We start from the raw sequence: 18,610 nt of genomic DNA, 5'->3' as shown, positions 1-18,610 counted from the left end.
TTCTCCAAAATAGCTATGCCATTCAGGCGTTTTCGCGACGACGGCCCGAGCCGCCCTGCGCATCGCCTTCAATGGCGCGACGTTCCGAAGCCATCGGGTCGTGCTCGAGGATCTCGCCCTTGAACACCCAGACCTTCACGCCGCAGATGCCGTATGCAGTCTGTGCCTCGGCCGTGCCGTAATCGACATCGGCGCGCAGCGTGTGAAGCGGAACGCGACCTTCGCGGTACCATTCCATACGCGCGATTTCCGCGCCGCCGAGACGGCCGCCGCAATTGATGCGGATGCCTTCAGCGCCAAGACGCATGGCCGACTGGACAGCACGCTTCATGGCGCGGCGGAACGCGACGCGGCGCTCGAGCTGCTGCGCGATCGACTGGGCGATCAGCGTGGCGTCGATCTCCGGCTTGCGAACCTCGACGATGTTGAGATGCGTGTCAGACTTGGTCATCTCGGTCAGCTTCTTGCGAAGCTTCTCGATGTCCGCGCCCTTCTTGCCGATGATGAGGCCCGGACGGGCCGCATGGATCGTCACGCGGCACTTCCTGTGCGGACGCTCGATCACGACCTTCGAAACGGCAGCCTGCTTCAGCTCCTTCTCGAGATAGGCGCGAATCTTCAGGTCTTCGTGGAGAAGCTTGCCGTACTCGCCGGTGTTCGCGTACCAGCGCGAATCCCAGGTACGGTTGATGCCGAGGCGCAGACCGATCGGATTGATTTTCTGGCCCATCAGGCGGCCTCCACTTTCTCTTCGACTTCACGAACGACGATCGTCAGATGCGAGAACGGCTTCTCGATGCGCGATGCACGGCCGCGGCCACGAGCATGGAAGCGCTTCATGACGATCGACTTGCCGACATAGGCCTCGGCAACCACCAGCGCGTCGACATCGAGGTCGTGATTGTTTTCTGCGTTCGCAATCGCCGATTCGAGCGTCTTCTTGACGGTCTCTGCGATGCGCTTGCGCGAAAATTCGAGTTCGTTCAGCGCAGTGCCAACCTTCTTGCCGCGGATCATGGCAGCAACGAGATTGAGCTTCTGCGGGCTGACGCGAATGGTACGCAGAACGGCGCGTGCCTCGTTGTCAGCAAGCCTGCGCGGAGCCTTGGCCTTGCCCATCGTTACTTCCTCTTTGCCTTCTTGTCCGCGCCATGGCCGTAATAGGTACGGGTCGGGGCGAACTCACCGAATTTGTGGCCGACCATTTCCTCGTTCACGGAGACGGGAATATGCTTCTGGCCGTTATAGACACCAAAGGTGAGGCCGACGAACTGCGGCAGGATGGTGGAGCGGCGGCTCCACATCTTGATCACCTCGTTGCGGCCGCCGTCACGAACCTTATCCGCCTTCTTGAGCAGATAGCCGTCGACGAACGGGCCTTTCCAAACTGAACGGGTCACGTTGACACCCTTTCCTTAGCTCTTGCGCGCGTGGCGCGAGCGCATGATGAACTTGTCGGTCGACTTGTTGGACCGCGTCTTCTTGCCCTTGGTCGGCTTGCCCCACGGCGTGACCGGATGACGGCCGCCCGAGGTGCGGCCTTCACCACCGCCATGCGGATGGTCGACCGGGTTCATCGCGACGCCGCGAACATGAGGACGCTTGCCGAGCCAGCGCGAACGGCCGGCCTTGCCGAGATTGATGTTGCCGTGGTCCGGGTTCGAAACCGCACCGACAGTCGCCATGCACGAGCCGTGGACGAGACGCTGTTCGCCCGAGTTCAGGCGAAGAATCGCCATGCCCTGGTCGCGACCGACGAGCTGGGCGTAGGACCCTGCCGAACGAGCGACTTGACCGCCCTTGCCCGGCTTCAGCTCGACATTGTGGACGATCGTGCCGACCGGCATCGTGCCGAGCGGCATCGCATTGCCCGGCTTGACGTCGAGCGCCTTGGAGCCCGCGGCAACCTTGTCGCCGACGGCCAGGCGCTGCGGCGCCAGGATGTAGGCGAGCTCGCCGTCCTCGTACTTCAAGAGCGCGATGAAGGCGGTGCGGTTCGGATCGTACTCGATCCGTTCGACCGTTGCCGACACGTCATGCTTGCGACGCTTAAAGTCGATGATGCGGTAGGTACGCTTGTGACCGCCGCCCTGGTAACGGGCAGTGACCCGACCGGCATTGTTGCGGCCGCCGGCCGACTTCAGACCCTCGGTCAGACCCTTGACGGGCTTGCCCTTGTAGAGGCCCGAGCGGTCGACGATGACCAACTGGCGGGTGCCTGGCGTTACCGGATTGAATTTCTTGAGTGCCATTTTCCTGTCCTTCCGGTCGCTCAGAGGCCCGTCGAGACGTCGATCGACTGTCCGTCGGCCAAAGTCACGATCGCCTTCTTGACGTCACTGGTGCGCCCGACGGTGCCGCGGAAACGCTTCACCTTGCCCTTGCGCACGAGCGTGTTGACGCCGGTGACCTTCACGCCGAACAGAGCCTCGATGGCGGCCTTGATCTCGGTCTTCGTCGCCTTGCGGGCAACGTTGAAAACCACCTGGTTGTACTCCGAAGCCATGGTCGACTTCTCGGTGATCGACGGAGAGACGATCACGTCGTAGTGGCGAAGATCCGTCATTTGAACCGCTCCTCGAGAGCTTCGATCGCGGCCTTGGAGAGCACGAGCTTTCCACGGCGCAGGATGTCGTAAACGTTGATGCCCTGAACCGGCAGCACGTCGATATTCGCGATGTTCGACGCAGCACGCTTGAAGTTCTGGTCGATCTCGGCGCCGCCGATCATCAAGGCATTCGTCAAGCCGAGCTTGGCGAAGTTTGTGATGAGCAGCTTCGTCTTGGCCTCGCCCACGGTCAGATCATCGATGATGATCAGGTCGGACGACTTGGCCTTGGCCGAGAGCGCATGACGCAGGCCAAGCGCGCGAACCTTCTTGGGAAGATCGTGCTCGTGGCTGCGAACGACCGGGCCGTGGGCCTTGCCGCCGCCGCGGAACTGCGGAGCGCGTGCCGAATGGTGACGGGCGCGGCCCGTACCCTTCTGCTTGTACATCTTGGCGCCAGTGCGCGAAATTTCCGCGCGGCCCTTTGCCTTGTGCGTGCCCTGCTGCTTCTTGGCAAGCTGCCAGCGCACGACGCGCTGCAGAATGTCTTCGCGGGGCTCAAGGCCGAAGATCTCTTCCGAGAGCTTCAGCTTGCCGGCGTCGTCGCCGGATAGCGTGGTGACCTTGAGATCCATCATTCGGCTCCTTCAGCAGCCGGCGCTTCAGAAGCCTGGCTCTTGTTTGCAGCGCGGATCGCGGCCGGCTTCGGCGCGTTGTCCGGCATGGCCGACTTCACCGCGTCACGGACGACGATCCAGGCGCCCTTGGAGCCGGGAACGGCGCCGCGGATCAGGATCAGGCCGCGATCAAGGTCGGTCGACACGATTTCCAGATTCTGGGTCGTCACGCGGGTCGCACCCATGTGGCCGGCCATCTTCTTGCCCTTGAACACCTTGCCCGGGTCCTGACGCTGACCGGTCGAACCATGTGCGCGGTGCGAGACCGAGTTACCGTGGGTTGCACGACCGCCACCGAAATTGTGACGCTTCATGACACCCTGGAAACCCTTGCCGACCGAGGTACCCGTCACGTCGACCTTCTGGCCGGCGACAAAGTGCTCCGCGGTGATCTCGGCACCGATGTCGAGCATGTTGTCTTCCGACACGCGGAATTCCGCGAGCTGGGACTTCGGCTCGACGCTTGCAGCGGCGAAGTGGCCGCGCATGGCCTTCGACGTGTTCTTGACCTTGGCAAGGCCAACGCCGAGCTGGACGGCCGTGTAGCCGTTCTTCTCCTGGGTGCGCTGAGCGACGACCTGGCAGTTCTCCATGCGGAGAACGGTGACCGGCACATGCTCGCCTGCGTCGTTATAGACGCGCGTCATCCCGACTTTCTGTGCAATTACACCTGAACGCATTTTCTCGTTCTTTCTTCAGAGGAACCCTGGGGCTCGTCGCCCGGCCGGTTCGTGTCTTGCTCGTTAGAGCTTGATCTCGACGTCCACGCCGGCGGCCAGATCGAGCTTCATCAGCGCGTCGACGGTCTGCGGGGTCGGATCAACGATATCGAGAAGACGCTTGTGGGTGCGCATCTCGAACTGTTCGCGGCTCTTCTTGTCGATGTGCGGCGAACGGTTGACCGTGAACTTCTCGATGCGCGTCGGCAGCGGAATGGGGCCACGAACGTTGGCGCCGGTGCGTTTGGCCGTCGACACGATTTCGCGCGTCGAAGCATCCAGCACGCGGTGGTCAAACGCCTTGAGGCGAATGCGGATGTTCTGTCCGTTCATGCGTTTCTTCCTTCAAGTCTTTCGCGGCGCGGGAGCGATCCCGCGCCCGCGACAGACTGCTATCCAGTTATTCCGTGATCGAAGCGACGATGCCAGCGCCGACGGTGCGGCCGCCTTCGCGGATGGCGAAGCGCAGCTTCTCTTCCATCGCGATCGGGACGATCAGTTCGACGTCGACCGTGATGTTGTCGCCCGGCATCACCATCTCCGTGCCTTCCGGCAGCGTCACGATGCCCGTCACGTCCGTCGTGCGGAAGTAGAACTGCGGACGGTAGTTGGTGAAGAACGGCGTGTGACGGCCACCCTCTTCCTTCGTCAGGATGTAGGCTTCGGCCACGAACTTCTTGTGCGGCTTCACCGAACCCGGCTTGCACAGAACCTGACCGCGCTCGACGCCTTCACGGTCGACGCCGCGGATCAGCGCGCCGATGTTGTCGCCGGCCTGGCCCTGGTCGAGCAGCTTGCGGAACATCTCGACGCCCGTCACCGTCGTCTTCTTGGTGTCGCGGATGCCGACGATCTCGACTTCCTCGCCAACCTTGACGATGCCGCGCTCGACGCGGCCGGTCACCACCGTGCCACGGCCCGAGATCGAGAACACGTCCTCGATCGGCATCAGGAAGGGCTGGTCGATCGGACGCTCCGGCGTCGGGATGTAGGCGTCGACTTCGGCCATCAGCTTGCGGATCGCGTCCTCGCCGATCTCCTTGTTGGAGTCTTCGAGGGCGGCCAGCGCCGAACCCTTGACGATCGGAATGTCGTCGCCCGGGAAGTCGTAGGACGACAGAAGCTCGCGAACTTCCAGTTCGACCAGCTCGAGCAGCTCGGCGTCGTCGACCTGGTCGACCTTGTTCAGGAACACCACCACGGCCGGCACGCCGACCTGGCGGGCGAGCAGGATGTGCTCGCGGGTCTGCGGCATCGGGCCATCGGCGGCCGAGCACACCAGGATCGCGCCGTCCATCTGCGCCGCGCCGGTGATCATGTTCTTCACATAGTCGGCGTGGCCGGGGCAGTCGACGTGGGCGTAGTGGCGCGCTTCCGTCTCGTACTCGACATGCGCCGTCGAGATCGTGATGCCGCGGGCCTTTTCTTCCGGAGCGGCGTCGATCTGGTCATACGCCTTGAACTCGCCGAAGAACTTCGTGATCGCCGCCGTCAGCGACGTCTTGCCGTGATCGACGTGGCCGATCGTGCCAATGTTCACATGCGGCTTGTTACGCTCGAATTTACCTTTAGCCATGTGAATTCTCCATTCTAGTTCGCCTTGTCAGGCTTTGTGTTCGATTATGCGAAGCCCGACAGGCGCTTACGCGTATTTCTTCTGGATTTCCTGAGCGACGGCCTGCGGGACCGGCTCGTAATGGTCGAACTGCATCGTGTACTGGGCGCGGCCCTGCGACATCGAACGCAGCGTATCGACGTACTTGAACATGTTTGCCAGCGGCACCATCGCATTGATGACGACCGCGACACCACGTGCTTCCTGCCCCTGGATCTGGCCACGACGACCGTTCAAATCACCGATAACCGAGCCGACGTAATCTTCCGGCGTCACGACCTCGACCTTCATGATCGGCTCCAGAAGCTGTGCACCAGCCTTCTGAGCGCCTTCACGGAAGGCCGCGCGGGACGCGATTTCGAACGCCAGCACCGAGGAGTCGACGTCGTGGAAGGCACCGTCCATGAGCGTCGCCTTGACGCCGAGCATCGGGAAGCCCGCAACCGGACCCGAGGACAGAACGCTCTGGATGCCCTTCTGGACGCCCGGAATGTATTCCTTCGGAACCGCGCCGCCGACGATCTTGGATTCGAAGACGAAATCTTCCGAGTCCGGGTTCGGCTCGAACACCAGCTTGACGCGGGCGAACTGGCCCGTACCGCCGGTCTGCTTCTTGTGCGTGTAGTCGACTTCGGCAACCCGCGTGATCGTCTCGCGATAGGCGACCTGCGGTGCGCCCACATTCGCCTCGACCTTGAACTCGCGCTTCATGCGATCGACGAGAATGTCGAGGTGAAGCTCGCCCATGCCGGCGATGATGGTCTGGCCGCTTTCCTCGTCCGTCTTGACGCGGAAGGACGGGTCCTCTGCCGCGAGACGGTTGAGCGCGAGGCCCATCTTCTCCTGATCGCCCTTGGTCTTCGGCTCGATCGCGATCTGGATGACCGGATCGGGGAATTCCATGCGCTCCAGGATGACCGGCTTCAGCGGATCGCAAAGCGTGTCGCCCGTCGTCGTGTCCTTGAGACCTGCAAGCGCGACGATATCGCCGGCAAACGCTTCTTCGATGTCCGAACGCGAGTTCGAGTGCATCTGAAGCATGCGGCCGATGCGCTCCTTCTTCTCCTTGACCGTGTTCTCGAGCGAAACGCCCTTCTTGAGAACGCCGGAGTAGATGCGGCAGAAGGTGAGCGAACCGACGAACGGGTCGTTCATGATCTTGAAAGCGAGCATCGAAAGCGGCTCTTCGTCCGAAGACTTGCGAGCGACTTCGGCTTCCGTCTTCGGATCGATGCCCTTGATGGCCGGAACTTCGACCGGGGACGGCAGGAAGTCGACGACGCCGTCGAGAAGCGGCTGCACGCCCTTGTTCTTGAAGGCGGAGCCACAGAACATCGGGAAGAATTTGACAGCGATCGTGCCCTTGCGGATCAGCGCGCGCAGTTCGTCGTTCGACGGCATCTCGCCTTCGAGGTAACGCTCGAGCGCGCCTTCGTCCATTTCGACGGCGGTTTCGATCATCTGCTCGCGGAACTGGGCGGCCTTTTCCTTCAGGTCGTCCGGGATCTCGACGACATCCCATTCGGCGCCGAGGTTTTCGGACTTCCAGACGAGGGCGTTCATCTCGATCAGGTCGACGACGCCGGCGAACTCGTTCTCGGCACCGATCGGAAGCTGGACGACGACCGGAGTCGCGCCGAGGCGGCTCTTGACCATCTCGACCGAGCGGTAGAAGTCCGCGCCGATCTTGTCCATCTTGTTGCAGAAGATCATGCGCGGGACATGATACTTGTCGGCCTGGCGCCAGACGGTCTCGGTCTGCGGCTCGACACCGGCATTGGCGTCGAGGAGCGCGATCGCACCGTCGAGCACGCGCAGCGAACGCTCGACTTCGATGGTGAAGTCGACGTGGCCGGGAGTGTCGATGATGTTGAAGCGGCGCTTCTTGCCGTCACGGCCCTGCCAGAACGTGGTCGTCGCGGCGGACGTGATCGTGATGCCGCGCTCCTGCTCCTGCTCCATCCAGTCCATGGTCGCGGCGCCGTCATGGACTTCGCCGATCTTGTGCGACTTGCCGGTGTAGAACAGAATCCGCTCGGTGGTCGTCGTCTTGCCGGCGTCGATATGCGCCATGATACCGAAATTGCGGTAGTCTTCGATCTTGTATTCGCGGGCCATGATTGTGCCTTTCCCTTACGCCGGAATTACCAGCGGTAATGCGCGAAGGCGCGGTTGGCTTCGGCCATCTTGTGCGTGTCTTCACGCTTCTTGACTGCCGTGCCGCGATTGTTCGAGGCATCCATGAGTTCGCCGGAAAGGCGATCGATCATGGTGGTCTCGTTGCGGTTGCGGGCAGCGGTGATCAGCCAGCGGATGGCCAGGGCCTGACGGCGCTCCGGACGAACGTCGACCGGAACCTGGTAGGTCGCACCACCGACGCGGCGCGAACGCACTTCCACATGCGGCGCGACATTGTCGAGCGCAGTGTGGAACAGCGCGACCGGCTCGGCCTTGGCGCGGGTCTCGAGCTGCTCCAGCGCGCCATAGACGATGCGCTCGGCAGCCGACTTCTTGCCGTCGAACATGACGGCGTTCATGAACTTGGTGATCACCAGGTCGCCGAACTTCGGGTCCGGGTTGATCTCACGCTTTTCTGCACGGTGGCGTCGGGACATGTCTCTCGTCTCTCACGATCGCGGCCGGCGGACGAACCGCCCCAGCCGGAAAACCTTACTTCGGACGCTTGGCGCCGTACTTCGAACGACGCTGCTTGCGGTTCTTGACGCCCTGGGTGTCGAGAACGCCGCGGATGATGTGGTAGCGCACGCCGGGAAGATCCTTGACGCGACCGCCGCGGATCATGACCACGGAGTGCTCCTGAAGGTTGTGACCTTCGCCCGGGATGTAGCCAATCACTTCGAAGCCATTGACGAGGCGGATCTTCGCAACTTTACGCAGAGCGGAGTTCGGCTTCTTCGGCGTCGTCGTGTAGACACGCGTGCAAACACCGCGCTTCTGCGGGTTGGCCTGCATGGCCGGAACCTTGTTGCGCTTCACCGGCGCAATGCGCGGCTTGCGGATCAGCTGGTTGACGGTAGGCATTAAACCTTCCTCTTTCTCTCAATCTCGTGTCTCAAGCCCGTCAGGGCGGCCAGCGGCATCAATTCCATGCACGAATTCGGGCAAAATACCGCACTTGCGGTTTCGCCCAACAAACGCAGAGGAAGCGTCACCGCTTCTTGCAAGCCGGAAATGTGTCGTCGCTCGTAATAACGAACCCTGTTTGAGACAAACTCCAAAGCGCGTCGCTTCGGAAAGGAGAGTCTCACATCGGCTCAGACGAGGCGGCTTCTAACCCTAAGCCACCGGATCGTCAACCCCATTCGGCCCGAACGGTCGAGATACGTCGTCCGTTCGGCCCCTGCGAAAGAAAATATCGCAAACGAGCCGAAAACGAAGCGAAAACGCCGCCCGACAGAAGGAGGTTGTCCCATCCAGCGCCATATGGAATGACCGGCTAAAGGAATCAAGATCGGAATGGCGCCATGAACGACAATGAAGAGCCGCGAGTCACCATCATCGTCGGCCGCGTGTGGCGAAGCGATTCCGCGCCGGCCGAGAGAATCAACGTCCTCCTGCGCGCGCCCGACGACGACAGCGCGGTCCGGATGACGCTCGAGGCCCTCGCAAGGGAAGGCTATGCGCGCGCCGAACTCGACCAGATCGGTGAACTCGAAGGCATGCCGGACGAGGAGCCGCACATGTCGGCGTGGCAGGGCGCGATCGAGGGCGAGATCGCGATCGTCCAGGTCGGCTGAGCCTATTTGGACGTCGCCATCGCGGCCGCCGCGGCGGCCATGACGGTGGCCCCTGCCCGGTTGGTGAGCCGCACCGCGCGCGGCGACCGGATGAACCGGCGCGCGCGCGAGGCGAGCAGAACCCAGGCAAGGTCGACCACGACCAGCACCACCAGCATCGTTGCGGTCAGTTCCGCCCATGCCAGCAGCGTCACCTGCGACAGGTCGATGATGACCGGCAGGAGCGCGACATAGAAGACCATGATCTTCGGATTGCCGATGGTGACAGCGAAGCCGGCGAGGAACATGCGCAGCGGCGAAGTTCGCGGTGCGATCTCCTGTTCCTCGATCGTCGACGGCGCGGTCCACATCTTCCAGGCGAGATAGAGAAGATAGGCAATGCCGGCATAACTGATTACGGCGAAAAGGCCCTGGAAGGTCTGCGCGATCGCCACCAGTCCGAACACCGCGCAGGCGAGCCAGATCGCCTCCCCCAGCCACATGGCGAACAGGAACGGCATGACGTCGGAATAGCCACGCGTCAGGACGCGCGCGACGAGCGCCGCGATGCTCGGGCCGGGCGAGCCGGCCGAAATCGCCAGCGCGCCTGCGAAGATGGCGAGGTGAGTGAGATCCATCGATTGCTGACCTGTTGATGCCGAACCGTGCCACCGCCGCGGGCCGCTTGCAAGCCGCATGAAAAAGGCCGCCGGATCGCTCCGGCGGCCTTTTGTTTCAGGTGACGTCGCTTGCCTTACTCGGCAGGCGCGTCCGACATGTCCGCCAGCATCGGGTTGGCCATCTCGGCACCCGACGACTTGCGGCGCTCGTCGAGGATCAGATCGTCGCGCGAGGACGCGATGCGACGGATCGCGCTCATCTGGCCGCCGGTGCCGGCGGGGATCAGACGACCGACGATGACGTTCTCCTTCAGGCCCTGCAGCGTGTCCATCTTGCCGGCAACGGCCGCCTCGGTGAGGACGCGGGTCGTTTCCTGGAAGGACGCGGCCGAGATGAAGGACGGCGTCTGCAGCGAGGCCTTGGTGATGCCGAGCAGCACGGGGTCGCCGGCGGCAGGCTTCTTCTTTTCCTCGATCAGGCGCTCATTGACCTCGTCGAGCTCGATCGAGTCGACGTGGTCGCCCGGGATGTACTGCGAGTCGCCCTGCTCCGTAATCTCGACCTTCTGCAGCATCTGGCGAACGATCACCTCGATGTGCTTGTCGTTGATCACGACGCCCTGCAACCGGTAGACTTCCTGGATCTCGTTGACGAGGTAGGAAGCCAGAGCCTCCACGCCCTTGATCGCCAGGATGTCGTGCGGTGCCGGGTTGCCGTCCAGGATGTAGTCGCCCTTCTCGATGGAATCGCCTTCTTGGAGATGGAACGGCTTGCCCTTCGGGATCAGGTATTCGACGGCCTCGACTTCCGAGTCATGCGGCTCGATGACGATGCGACGCTTGTTCTTGTAGTCGCGGCCGAAGCGGACCGTACCGTCGATCTCGGCGATGACGGCGTGGTCCTTCGGACGACGCGCCTCGAAGAGTTCGGCAACACGCGGCAGACCGCCGGTGATGTCCTTGGTCTTCGCGCTTTCCATCGGAACACGCGCAATCACGTCGCCCGGCTGGACGGTCGCATCCGGCTCGACCGAAAGGATCGCCTCGACCGAAAGCAGGAAGCGTGCATCGCCGCCCTTCGACAGCTTCAGCACCTTGCCCTTTTCGTCCATCACGGTGATGGCCGGCTTCAGATCGGTGCCACGCGGCGTCGAACGCCAGTCGATGACCTCACGCTTGGTGATGCCGGTCGACTCGTCGGCCGTTTCCTGAACCGAGATGCCGTCGACCAGGTCTTCGAACACGACCTTGCCGCCAACTTCGGTCAGGACCGGGCGGGTATAGGGGTCCCACTCGGCGATACGCTGGCCGCGCTTCACCTTGTCGCCCTCGTCCACGAAGATGCGCGAACCATAGGTGACGCGGTGGACCGCACGCTCCTTGCCGGCCTCATCGGAGATGACGACAGCCATGTTGCGGCCCATGACGACCAGGTGGCCGTCCGAGTTGCGCACCACGTTGCGGTTGCGGATCTTGACCAGGCCTTCGTAGGACGCTTCCAGGAAGGACGAGTCCACCACCTGCGCCGTACCGCCCATGTGGAAGGTACGCATGGTGAGCTGCGTGCCCGGCTCGCCGATCGACTGCGCCGCGATGACGCCGACGGCCTCGCCCTGGTTGACGGGCGTGCCGCGTGCAAGGTCACGGCCGTAGCAGACCGCGCAGACGCCGGTGCGCACTTCGCAGGTGAGCGCCGAACGGATGCGGACGGCCTGGATGCCGGCTTTCTCGATCACGTCCACGTCACGCTCGTCGATGAGCGTGCCGCCCTTGACGAGCACGTCGCCGCTGACCGGGTGCAGGATGTCCTCCAGCGCCGTACGGCCCAGGACACGCTGTCCGAGCGATGCGACGACCTGGCCGGCATCGACGATCGGCTGCATGGTGAGACCGTTCTCGGTGCCGCAATCGACCGCATTGACGATGCAGTCCTGCGCCACGTCGACGAGACGACGCGTGAGGTAGCCGGAGTTCGCCGTCTTCAAGGCGGTGTCGGCCAGACCCTTGCGGGCGCCGTGGGTGGAGTTGAAGTACTCCAGAACGGTCAGGCCTTCCTTGAAGTTCGAGATGATCGGCGTCTCGATGATCTCGCCCGAAGGCTTGGCCATCAGGCCGCGCATGCCGGCGAGCTGACGCATCTGCGTCGGCGAACCACGCGCACCCGAATGCGACATCATGTAGATCGAGTTCATCGGCTTCTGCCGCTTGTTGTCGTCGAACTCGACCGCCTTGATGCGGCCCATCATTTCGTCGGCGACCTTCTCCGAGCACTTGGCCCAGGCGTCGACGACCTTGTTGTACTTCTCGCCCTGGGTGATCAGGCCGTCATTGTACTGCTGCTCGTATTCCTTCGCGAGCGCCTCGGTCTCCGCGACCAGCCCGGCCTTGGTGTCCGGGATGACCATGTCGTCCTTGCCGAAGGAAATGCCGGCCATGCACGCACGGGCAAAGCCCAGCGCCATGATGCGATCGCAGAAGATGACCGTCTCTTTCTGGCCGCAGTGGCGGTAGACGGTGTCGATCATCTTGGAGATGTTCTTCTTGGTCATCTCCTGATTGCAGATGTCGAACGGCACGTTGACGTTCTTCGGCAAGAGCTCGCCGATGAGCATGCGGCCCGGCGTCGTGTCGTAGATTTTCGACGTGACCTTGCCTTCGGCGTCGACCGAGCGGAAACGACCCTTGATCTTGGCGTGAAGCGTCACGGCCTTGGTCTCGAGCGCGTGCTGCATCTCGCCCATGTCGGCGAAGACCATGCCCTCGCCCGGCTCGTTGTCGTTGACGATCGACAGATAGTAGAGGCCGAGAACCATGTCCTGCGACGGCACGATGATCGGTGCGCCCGAGGCCGGGTGCAGGATGTTGTTCGTCGACATCATGAGCACGCGCGCTTCGAGCTGGGCTTCCAGCGAAAGCGGGACGTGAACGGCCATCTGGTCGCCGTCGAAGTCGGCATTGAACGCCGTGCAGACGAGCGGGTGAAGCTGGATCGCCTTGCCTTCGATCAGGATCGGCTCGAAGGCCTGGATGCCCAGACGGTGCAGCGTCGGCGCGCGGTTCAGGAGAACCGGGTGCTCGCGGATGACCTCGTCGAGGATGTCCCAGACTTCCGGACGCTCCTTCTCGACCAGCTTCTTCGCCTGCTTGACGGTCGAGGAGTAACCCTTGGCGTCGAGACGGGCGTAGATGAAGGGCTTGAAGAGTTCGAGCGCCATCTTCTTCGGCAGGCCGCACTGGTGCAGCTTGAGCTCCGGACCGGTCACGATGACCGAACGGCCCGAATAGTCGACACGCTTGCCGAGCAGGTTCTGGCGGAACCGGCCCTGCTTGCCCTTGAGCATGTCCGACAGCGACTTCAGCGGACGCTTGTTGGCGCCGGTGATGACGCGGCCGCGGCGGCCATTGTCGAACAGAGCGTCGACGGCCTCCTGCAGCATGCGCTTTTCGTTGCGGATGATGATACCCGGCGCGCGAAGCTCGATCAGGCGCTTCAGGCGGTTGTTGCGGTTGATCACGCGGCGATAGAGATCGTTCAAATCCGACGTCGCGAAACGGCCGCCATCGAGCGGAACCAGCGGGCGCAGGTCCGGCGGGATGACGGGAACGATCTTCATGATCATCCACTCGGGACGATTGCCCGATTCCATGAAGTTCTCGACGACCTTGAGGCGCTTCAGAAGCTTCTTCTGCTTCAGGTCCGACGTCGTGGTCGCGAGTTCGGAACGCAGGTCGCCCGCGATCTTCTCGAGGTCCATGGACGCGAGAAGGTCGTGGATCGCCTCGGCGCCGATCATGGCGGTGAACGAATCCTCGCCATATTCGTCGACGGCCATCATGTAGTCTTCCTCGCTGAGAAGCTGGTGCTCCTTCAGCGCGGTCAGGCCCGGCTCGGTGACGATGTAGTTCTCGAAATAGAGAACGCGCTCGATGTCCTTCAGCGTCATGTCGAGAAGCGTGCCGATGCGGCTCGGCAGCGACTTCAGGAACCAGATATGCGCGACGGGCGCAGCGAGCTCGATGTGGCCCATGCGCTCACGGCGCACGCGCGACAGCGTGACCTCGACGCCGCACTTCTCGCAGATGACGCCTTTGTACTTCATGCGCTTGTACTTGCCGCACAGGCACTCGTAGTCCTTGATCGGGCCGAAGATGCGCGCGCAGAAAAGGCCGTCGCGTTCGGGCTTGAACGTACGGTAGTTGATGGTTTCCGGCTTCTTGATCTCGCCGTAGGACCAGGAGAGAATCTTGTCCGGGCTGGCCAGCGAAATCCGGATGGAATCGAAGGTCTGGGCCGGCGCCTGAGGATTGAAAAGATTCATGACCTCTTGGTTCATGCCGTTCTCCTTATCGGGGCGAAACGCCCCTTCCCTGGAAAAACGATGAGGCGCGACGCGCCCTGATCGTTTGAATATCTCGATATCTGGACACCGGCCCCACCGGACCGGCGAGAGGACGGGCGCCGCATCGCTGCGGCGCCCCGATCCTTATTCCGCCGCGTCGGGCAACTGCTGCTGCTCGAGGTCGGCCTGGGTGTTTTCCAGTTCGACGTTGAGGCCGAGCGAGCGCATTTCCTTGACGAGAACGTTGAAGCTCTCGGGAATGCCCGCCTCGAACGTGTCGTCGCCGCGTACGATGGCCTCGTAGACCTTGGTGCGGCCCGCCACGTCGTCCGACTTCACGGTCAGCATTTCCTGCAGCGTGTAGGCGGCGCCGTAAGCCTCGAGCGCCCAGACCTCCATCTCGCCGAAGCGCTGGCCACCGAACTGCGCCTTGCCGCCCAGCGGCTGCTGGGTGACGAGCGAGTAGGGTCCGATCGAGCGGGCGTGGATCTTGTCGTCGACCAGGTGGTGAAGCTTGAGCATGTAGATGTAGCCCATCGTCACCTTGCGGTCGAACGGCTCGCCCGTACGGCCGTCATAGACGGTCGACTGTCCGCTCGTATGAAGCCCCGCCTGCGTCAGCAGCTCGTTGATGTCCGCCTCGTTGGCGCCGTCGAAGACCGGCGTCGCGATGGTGACGCCGTGCTTCATCTGGTCCGCCAGACGCAGGATCGACTCGTCATCATAGTCGCGGACCGGTTCGTTGCGGTCGTTGGCTGGGATGATGTCCTCGATCGTGGCACGCAGATGCTTGATCTCGCCATTCTCGTTATAGGCCTCGATCAGCTCACCGATCTTGCGTCCCATGCCGGCACAGGCCCAGCCGAGATGCGTTTCGAGAATCTGCCCGACATTCATGCGCGACGGCACGCCCAACGGATTGAGCACGATGTCGGCATGGGTGCCGTCCTCGAGGAACGGCATGTCCTCGACCGCGACGATCCGCGACACGACGCCCTTGTTGCCGTGACGGCCGGCCATCTTGTCGCCGGGCTGCATCTTGCGCTTCACGGCGACGAAGACCTTGACCATCTTCATGACGCCGGGCGGCATCTCGTCGCCGCGCTGCACCTTCTCGACCTTGTCCATGAAGCGCTGCTCGAGCGCCTTCTTGGACTCGTCGTACTGGCCGCGCAGGGCTTCGAGCTCGCTCTGCAGCTTCTCGTCGCCGACGGCGAACTGCCACCACTGCGAACGCGGGTAGTCGGTCAGCGTCTCACGGCTGAGCGCCGCGCCCTTCTTGTAGCCCTTCGGGCCCGCGATGACGTCCTGTCCCGTCAGCATGTCGGCCAAACGGCTGTACACGTTACGGTCGAGGATGGCCTGCTCGTCGTCGCGATCCTTTGCGAGCGTCTCGATCTCTTCGCGCTCGATAGCCATCGCGCGCTCGTCCTTCTCAACGCCGTGGCGATTGAAGACACGCACTTCGACGACCGTGCCGAACGCTCCGGGCGGCATGCGCATGGAGGTGTCGCGGACGTCCGAGGCCTTTTCGCCGAAGATGGCGCGCAGGAGCTTTTCCTCCGGCGTCATCGGGCTTTCGCCCTTCGGCGTGATCTTGCCGACCAGAATGTCGCCCGGCTGAACCTCGGCACCGATATAGGTGATGCCGGCTTCGTCCAGGTTCTTCAGCGCCTCTTCCGAAACGTTCGGAATGTCGCGCGTGATTTCTTCCGGCCCGAGTTTGGTGTCGCGCGCCATGACCTCGAACTCCTCGATGTGGATCGAGGTGAAGACGTCGTCGGCCACGATGCGCTCGGAGAGCAGGATCGAGTCCTCGTAGTTGTAGCCGTTCCAGGGCATGAACGCGACGAGCACGTTGCGGCCGAGCGCGAGATCGCCGAGATCCGTCGACGGCCCGTCGGCCAGGATGTCGCCCTTGTTGACCTTGTCGCCCACCTTCACCAGCGGACGCTGGTTGATGCAGGTCGACTGGTTCGAACGCTGGAACTTCATCAGGCGGTAGATATCGACGCCGGACTTGCCCGGATCGAGATCTTCCGTCGCGCGGATGACGATACGCGTCGCGTCGACCTGGTCGACAACGCCGCCACGGCGTGCGCCGATGGCAGCGCCCGAGTCACGAGCGACGATCGGCTCCATGCCGGTGCCGACGAACGGCGCTTCGGCGCGCACCAGCGGCACGGCCTGACGCTGCATGTTCGAGCCCATCAGCGCGCGGTTGGCGTCGTCGTTCTCGAGGAACGGGATCAGCGCCGCGGCGACCGAAACGAGCTGCTTCGGCGACACGTCCATCAGATCGACGTTCTCGCGCGGGGCCATCATCACTTCGCCGGCGTGGCGGCAGATGACGAACTCGTCCGTGAACTGACCATGCTCGTCGAGCTCGGCATTCGCCTGAGCGACGTAGTGCTTGGCCTCTTCCATCGCCGACAGATAGACCACGTCGAGCGTGACCTTGCCGTCCTTGATCTTGCGGTACGGGCTCTCGATGAAGCCGTACTTGTTGACCCGGGCGAAGGTCGCGAGCGAGTTGATCAGACCGATATTCGGGCCTTCCGGCGTCTCGATCGGGCAGATGCGGCCGTAATGCGTCGGGTGCACGTCGCGCACCTCGAAGCCAGCACGCTCACGCGTCAGACCACCGGGCCCGAGCGCCGAGAGACGGCGCTTGTGCGTGATCTCGGAAAGCGGGTTGGTTTGATCCATGAACTGCGAGAGCTGCGAGGAACCGAAGAACTCGCGCACGGCGGCGGCCGCCGGCTTCGCGTTGATCAAATCCTGCGGCATGACGGTGTCGATCTCGATCGACGACATGCGCTCCTTGATCGCGCGCTCCATGCGAAGCAGGCCGACGCGGTACTGGTTCTCCATGAGTTCGCCGACCGAACGCACGCGGCGATTGCCGAGATTGTCGATGTCGTCGATCTCGCCCTTGCCGTCGCGCAGTTCCACCAGCGTCTTGACGACCGCCAGGATGTCTTCCTTGCGCAGGACGCGCACGGTGTCTGCAGCGTCGAGTTCCAGACGCATGTTCATCTTGACGCGACCGACGGCCGAAAGGTCGTAACGCTCGGAATCGAAGAACAGCGAGTTGAACATCGCCTCGGCGGTGTCGATGGTGGGCGGCTCGCCCGGACGCATGACGCGATAGATGTCGAACAGCGCGTCCTGGCGGCTCTCGTTCTTGTCGACGGCGAGCGTGTTGCGGATGTAGGCGCCGACATTGACGTGGTCGATGTCGAGAACGCTGATTTCCTCGTGGCCGGCCTCGATCAGAACCTTGAGGGTCTTCTCGTCGATCTCGTCGCCGGCCTCGAGATAGATCTCGCCGGTTTCGGAATTGACGATGTCCTCGGCCAGATACGAGCCGAACAGGTCGTCCTCGGTCGCCTTGATGGCCTTGAGGCCCTTTTCGGCAAGCTGCTTGGCCTGACGGGCCGTGATCTTCTTGCCAGCCTCGACGACGATCTCGCCGGTGTCGGCGTCGACCAGGTCGGTGACGGCCTTCATGCCGCGGAAGCGATCGGCAGAAAACGGGATGCGCCAGTGATCGGCGGCCCGCTCGAAGACGAGCTTGTTGTAGAAGGTCGAGAGGATTTCCTCGCCGTCCATGCCGAGCGCCATCAGGAGCGACGTCGCCGGGATCTTGCGGCGGCGGTCGATGCGCGCATGCACGACGTCCTTCGAGTCGAACTCGATGTCGAGCCACGAACCGCGATAGGGAATGACGCGGGCGGCGAACAAAAGCTTGCCCGACGAATGCGACTTGCCCTTGTCGTGATCGAAGAAGACGCCCGGCGAGCGGTGCATCTGCGAGACGATGACGCGCTCGGTGCCGTTGACGATGAAGGTGCCGTTGGACGTCATGAGCGGCATGTCGCCCATGTAGACGTCCTGCTCCTTGATGTCCTTGATCGAGCGTGCGCCGGTATCCTCGTCGACATCGAACACGATCAGGCGCAACGTCACCTTCAGCGGCGCAGCGAAGGTCAGGTCGCGCTGCCGGCATTCATCGACGTCGAATTTGGGGGCCTCGAACTCATACTTGACGAATTCCAGCATCGCGGTGCCGGCGAAGTCCTGAATCGGGAACACCGACTTGAAAACCGCCTGCAGTCCCTCGTCCGGACGGCCGCCCTTGGGCTCCGCCACCATGAGGAACTGATCATAGGATGCTTTCTGAACCTCGATGAGGTTCGGCATCTCCGCAACTTCCGGAATATTTCCGAAGAACTTGCGTACGCGCCTGCGACCGTTGAACGTCTGGGTCTGGGCCATCGTCGCTCCTTGCTGCCTCTTGGCAATCTGCCAACCACGCACCGCCGGAAGAATGTCGGCGGGTATCCATCAA

General features: G+C 62.8%; 16 protein-coding genes. 1 reads left to right on the top strand and 15 read right to left on the bottom strand.

The features are described 5' to 3' along the window. Positions 1-22: 22 nt before the first annotated feature. The 12 genes from rpsC to rpsL form a co-directional block, all read right to left on the bottom strand. Entirely contained in the window at positions 23-730 is a 708-nt protein-coding gene (rpsC, locus tag ALII_RS0100755; RefSeq protein ID WP_024585429.1) for a 30S ribosomal protein S3, read from the bottom strand. Continuing rightward, complete coding sequence (gene rplV, locus ALII_RS0100750; protein WP_024585428.1) at positions 730-1,119, bottom strand: 50S ribosomal protein L22; 390 nt, start codon at positions 1,117-1,119, stop codon at positions 730-732. Before rplV ends, rpsC begins: the two co-directional genes overlap by 1 nt. 2 nt (positions 1,120-1,121) lie before the next feature. After that, positions 1,122-1,400, bottom strand: coding sequence for a 30S ribosomal protein S19 (gene rpsS / locus ALII_RS0100745; protein ID WP_024585427.1), 279 nt, complete (start codon positions 1,398-1,400; stop codon positions 1,122-1,124). 15 nt (positions 1,401-1,415) lie between these two features. Continuing rightward, positions 1,416-2,252, bottom strand: a complete 837-nt coding sequence (gene rplB, locus ALII_RS0100740; RefSeq protein WP_024585426.1) for a 50S ribosomal protein L2 — start codon at positions 2,250-2,252, stop codon at positions 1,416-1,418. Positions 2,253-2,272: 20 nt separating this feature from the next. Then, positions 2,273-2,566: a 50S ribosomal protein L23 gene (locus tag ALII_RS0100735; RefSeq protein ID WP_024585425.1), complete on the bottom strand. Its 294-nt coding sequence runs from the start codon at positions 2,564-2,566 to the stop codon at positions 2,273-2,275. Beyond that, a complete protein-coding gene (gene rplD / locus ALII_RS0100730) occupies positions 2,563-3,183 on the bottom strand; it encodes a 50S ribosomal protein L4 (protein ID WP_024585424.1) in 621 nt (206 codons plus the stop codon). The genes ALII_RS0100735 and rplD overlap by 4 nt, the downstream gene beginning before the upstream one ends. Further along, on the bottom strand, positions 3,183-3,905 hold the full coding sequence (rplC, locus tag ALII_RS0100725; RefSeq protein ID WP_024585423.1) for a 50S ribosomal protein L3: 723 nt from the start codon (positions 3,903-3,905) through the stop codon (positions 3,183-3,185). Before rplC ends, rplD begins: the two co-directional genes overlap by 1 nt. A gap of 63 nt (positions 3,906-3,968) precedes the next feature. Next, positions 3,969-4,277, bottom strand: coding sequence for a 30S ribosomal protein S10 (gene rpsJ / locus ALII_RS0100720; RefSeq protein WP_007066362.1), 309 nt, complete (start codon positions 4,275-4,277; stop codon positions 3,969-3,971). Between the two features lie 67 nt (positions 4,278-4,344). Continuing rightward, a complete protein-coding gene (tuf, locus tag ALII_RS0100715; protein ID WP_024585422.1) occupies positions 4,345-5,520 on the bottom strand; it encodes an elongation factor Tu in 1,176 nt (391 codons plus the stop codon). Positions 5,521-5,586: 66 nt separating this feature from the next. Next, positions 5,587-7,677, bottom strand: a complete 2,091-nt coding sequence (gene fusA, locus ALII_RS0100710) for an elongation factor G (protein ID WP_024585421.1) — start codon at positions 7,675-7,677, stop codon at positions 5,587-5,589. Positions 7,678-7,703: 26 nt separating this feature from the next. Then, positions 7,704-8,174: a 30S ribosomal protein S7 gene (rpsG, locus tag ALII_RS0100705; RefSeq protein WP_024585420.1), complete on the bottom strand. Its 471-nt coding sequence runs from the start codon at positions 8,172-8,174 to the stop codon at positions 7,704-7,706. Positions 8,175-8,229: 55 nt separating this feature from the next. Beyond that, the gene (rpsL, locus tag ALII_RS0100700; RefSeq protein WP_024585419.1) at positions 8,230-8,601 is read right to left on the bottom strand and encodes a 30S ribosomal protein S12; all 372 of its coding nucleotides are present in this window, start codon (positions 8,599-8,601) and stop codon (positions 8,230-8,232) included. Positions 8,602-9,044: 443 nt separating this feature from the next. Between rpsL and ALII_RS0100690 the strand changes: the two genes are divergently transcribed. Beyond that, on the top strand, positions 9,045-9,317 hold the full coding sequence (locus tag ALII_RS0100690) for a hypothetical protein (RefSeq protein ID WP_024585418.1): 273 nt from the start codon (positions 9,045-9,047) through the stop codon (positions 9,315-9,317). A 2-nt stretch (positions 9,318-9,319) separates the two neighbouring features. On the opposite strand, the gene ALII_RS0100685 is transcribed toward ALII_RS0100690, so the two are convergent. From ALII_RS0100685 to rpoB, 3 genes are all read right to left on the bottom strand, one after another. Beyond that, positions 9,320-9,934, bottom strand: coding sequence for a LysE family translocator (locus ALII_RS0100685; RefSeq protein WP_024585417.1), 615 nt, complete (start codon positions 9,932-9,934; stop codon positions 9,320-9,322). A gap of 116 nt (positions 9,935-10,050) precedes the next feature. After that, on the bottom strand, positions 10,051-14,250 hold the full coding sequence (rpoC, locus tag ALII_RS0100680; RefSeq protein WP_024585416.1) for a DNA-directed RNA polymerase subunit beta': 4,200 nt from the start codon (positions 14,248-14,250) through the stop codon (positions 10,051-10,053). A gap of 150 nt (positions 14,251-14,400) precedes the next feature. Then, positions 14,401-18,537 (bottom strand): DNA-directed RNA polymerase subunit beta, encoded by a 4,137-nt coding sequence (gene rpoB / locus ALII_RS0100675; protein ID WP_024585415.1) that lies wholly within the window; start codon positions 18,535-18,537, stop codon positions 14,401-14,403. Between the last annotated feature and the right edge of the window lie 73 nt (positions 18,538-18,610).

The sequence above is a fragment of the Aliihoeflea sp. 2WW genome, from assembly GCF_000497755.1.
Lineage (GTDB): Bacteria > Pseudomonadota > Alphaproteobacteria > Rhizobiales > Rhizobiaceae > Aliihoeflea.
The sequence above is the reverse complement of the archived record's forward strand: the minus strand, read 5'-3'. Positions and strand labels throughout refer to the sequence as shown.

Excerpts from the sequence above, each read along its gene's own strand:
- tuf (WP_024585422.1), bottom strand. The coding sequence starts at position 5,520 with ATGGCTAAAGGTAAATTCGAGCGTAACAAGCCGCATGTGAACATTGGC.
- rpsC (WP_024585429.1), bottom strand. The coding sequence starts at position 730 with ATGGGCCAGAAAATCAATCCGATCGGTCTGCGCCTCGGCATCAACCGT.
- ALII_RS0100735 (WP_024585425.1), bottom strand. The coding sequence starts at position 2,566 with ATGACGGATCTTCGCCACTACGACGTGATCGTCTCTCCGTCGATCACC.
- ALII_RS0100685 (WP_024585417.1), bottom strand. The coding sequence starts at position 9,934 with ATGGATCTCACTCACCTCGCCATCTTCGCAGGCGCGCTGGCGATTTCG.
- rplC (WP_024585423.1), bottom strand. The coding sequence starts at position 3,905 with ATGCGTTCAGGTGTAATTGCACAGAAAGTCGGGATGACGCGCGTCTAT.
- rplB (WP_024585426.1), bottom strand. The coding sequence starts at position 2,252 with ATGGCACTCAAGAAATTCAATCCGGTAACGCCAGGCACCCGCCAGTTG.
- ALII_RS0100690 (WP_024585418.1), top strand. The coding sequence starts at position 9,045 with ATGAACGACAATGAAGAGCCGCGAGTCACCATCATCGTCGGCCGCGTG.
- fusA (WP_024585421.1), bottom strand. The coding sequence starts at position 7,677 with ATGGCCCGCGAATACAAGATCGAAGACTACCGCAATTTCGGTATCATG.
- rpsG (WP_024585420.1), bottom strand. The coding sequence starts at position 8,174 with ATGTCCCGACGCCACCGTGCAGAAAAGCGTGAGATCAACCCGGACCCG.
- rpsJ (WP_007066362.1), bottom strand. The coding sequence starts at position 4,277 with ATGAACGGACAGAACATCCGCATTCGCCTCAAGGCGTTTGACCACCGC.
- rplD (WP_024585424.1), bottom strand. The coding sequence starts at position 3,183 with ATGGATCTCAAGGTCACCACGCTATCCGGCGACGACGCCGGCAAGCTG.
- rpoB (WP_024585415.1), bottom strand. The coding sequence starts at position 18,537 with ATGGCCCAGACCCAGACGTTCAACGGTCGCAGGCGCGTACGCAAGTTC.
- rpoC (WP_024585416.1), bottom strand. The coding sequence starts at position 14,250 with ATGAACCAAGAGGTCATGAATCTTTTCAATCCTCAGGCGCCGGCCCAG.
- rplV (WP_024585428.1), bottom strand. The coding sequence starts at position 1,119 with ATGGGCAAGGCCAAGGCTCCGCGCAGGCTTGCTGACAACGAGGCACGC.
- rpsL (WP_024585419.1), bottom strand. The coding sequence starts at position 8,601 with ATGCCTACCGTCAACCAGCTGATCCGCAAGCCGCGCATTGCGCCGGTG.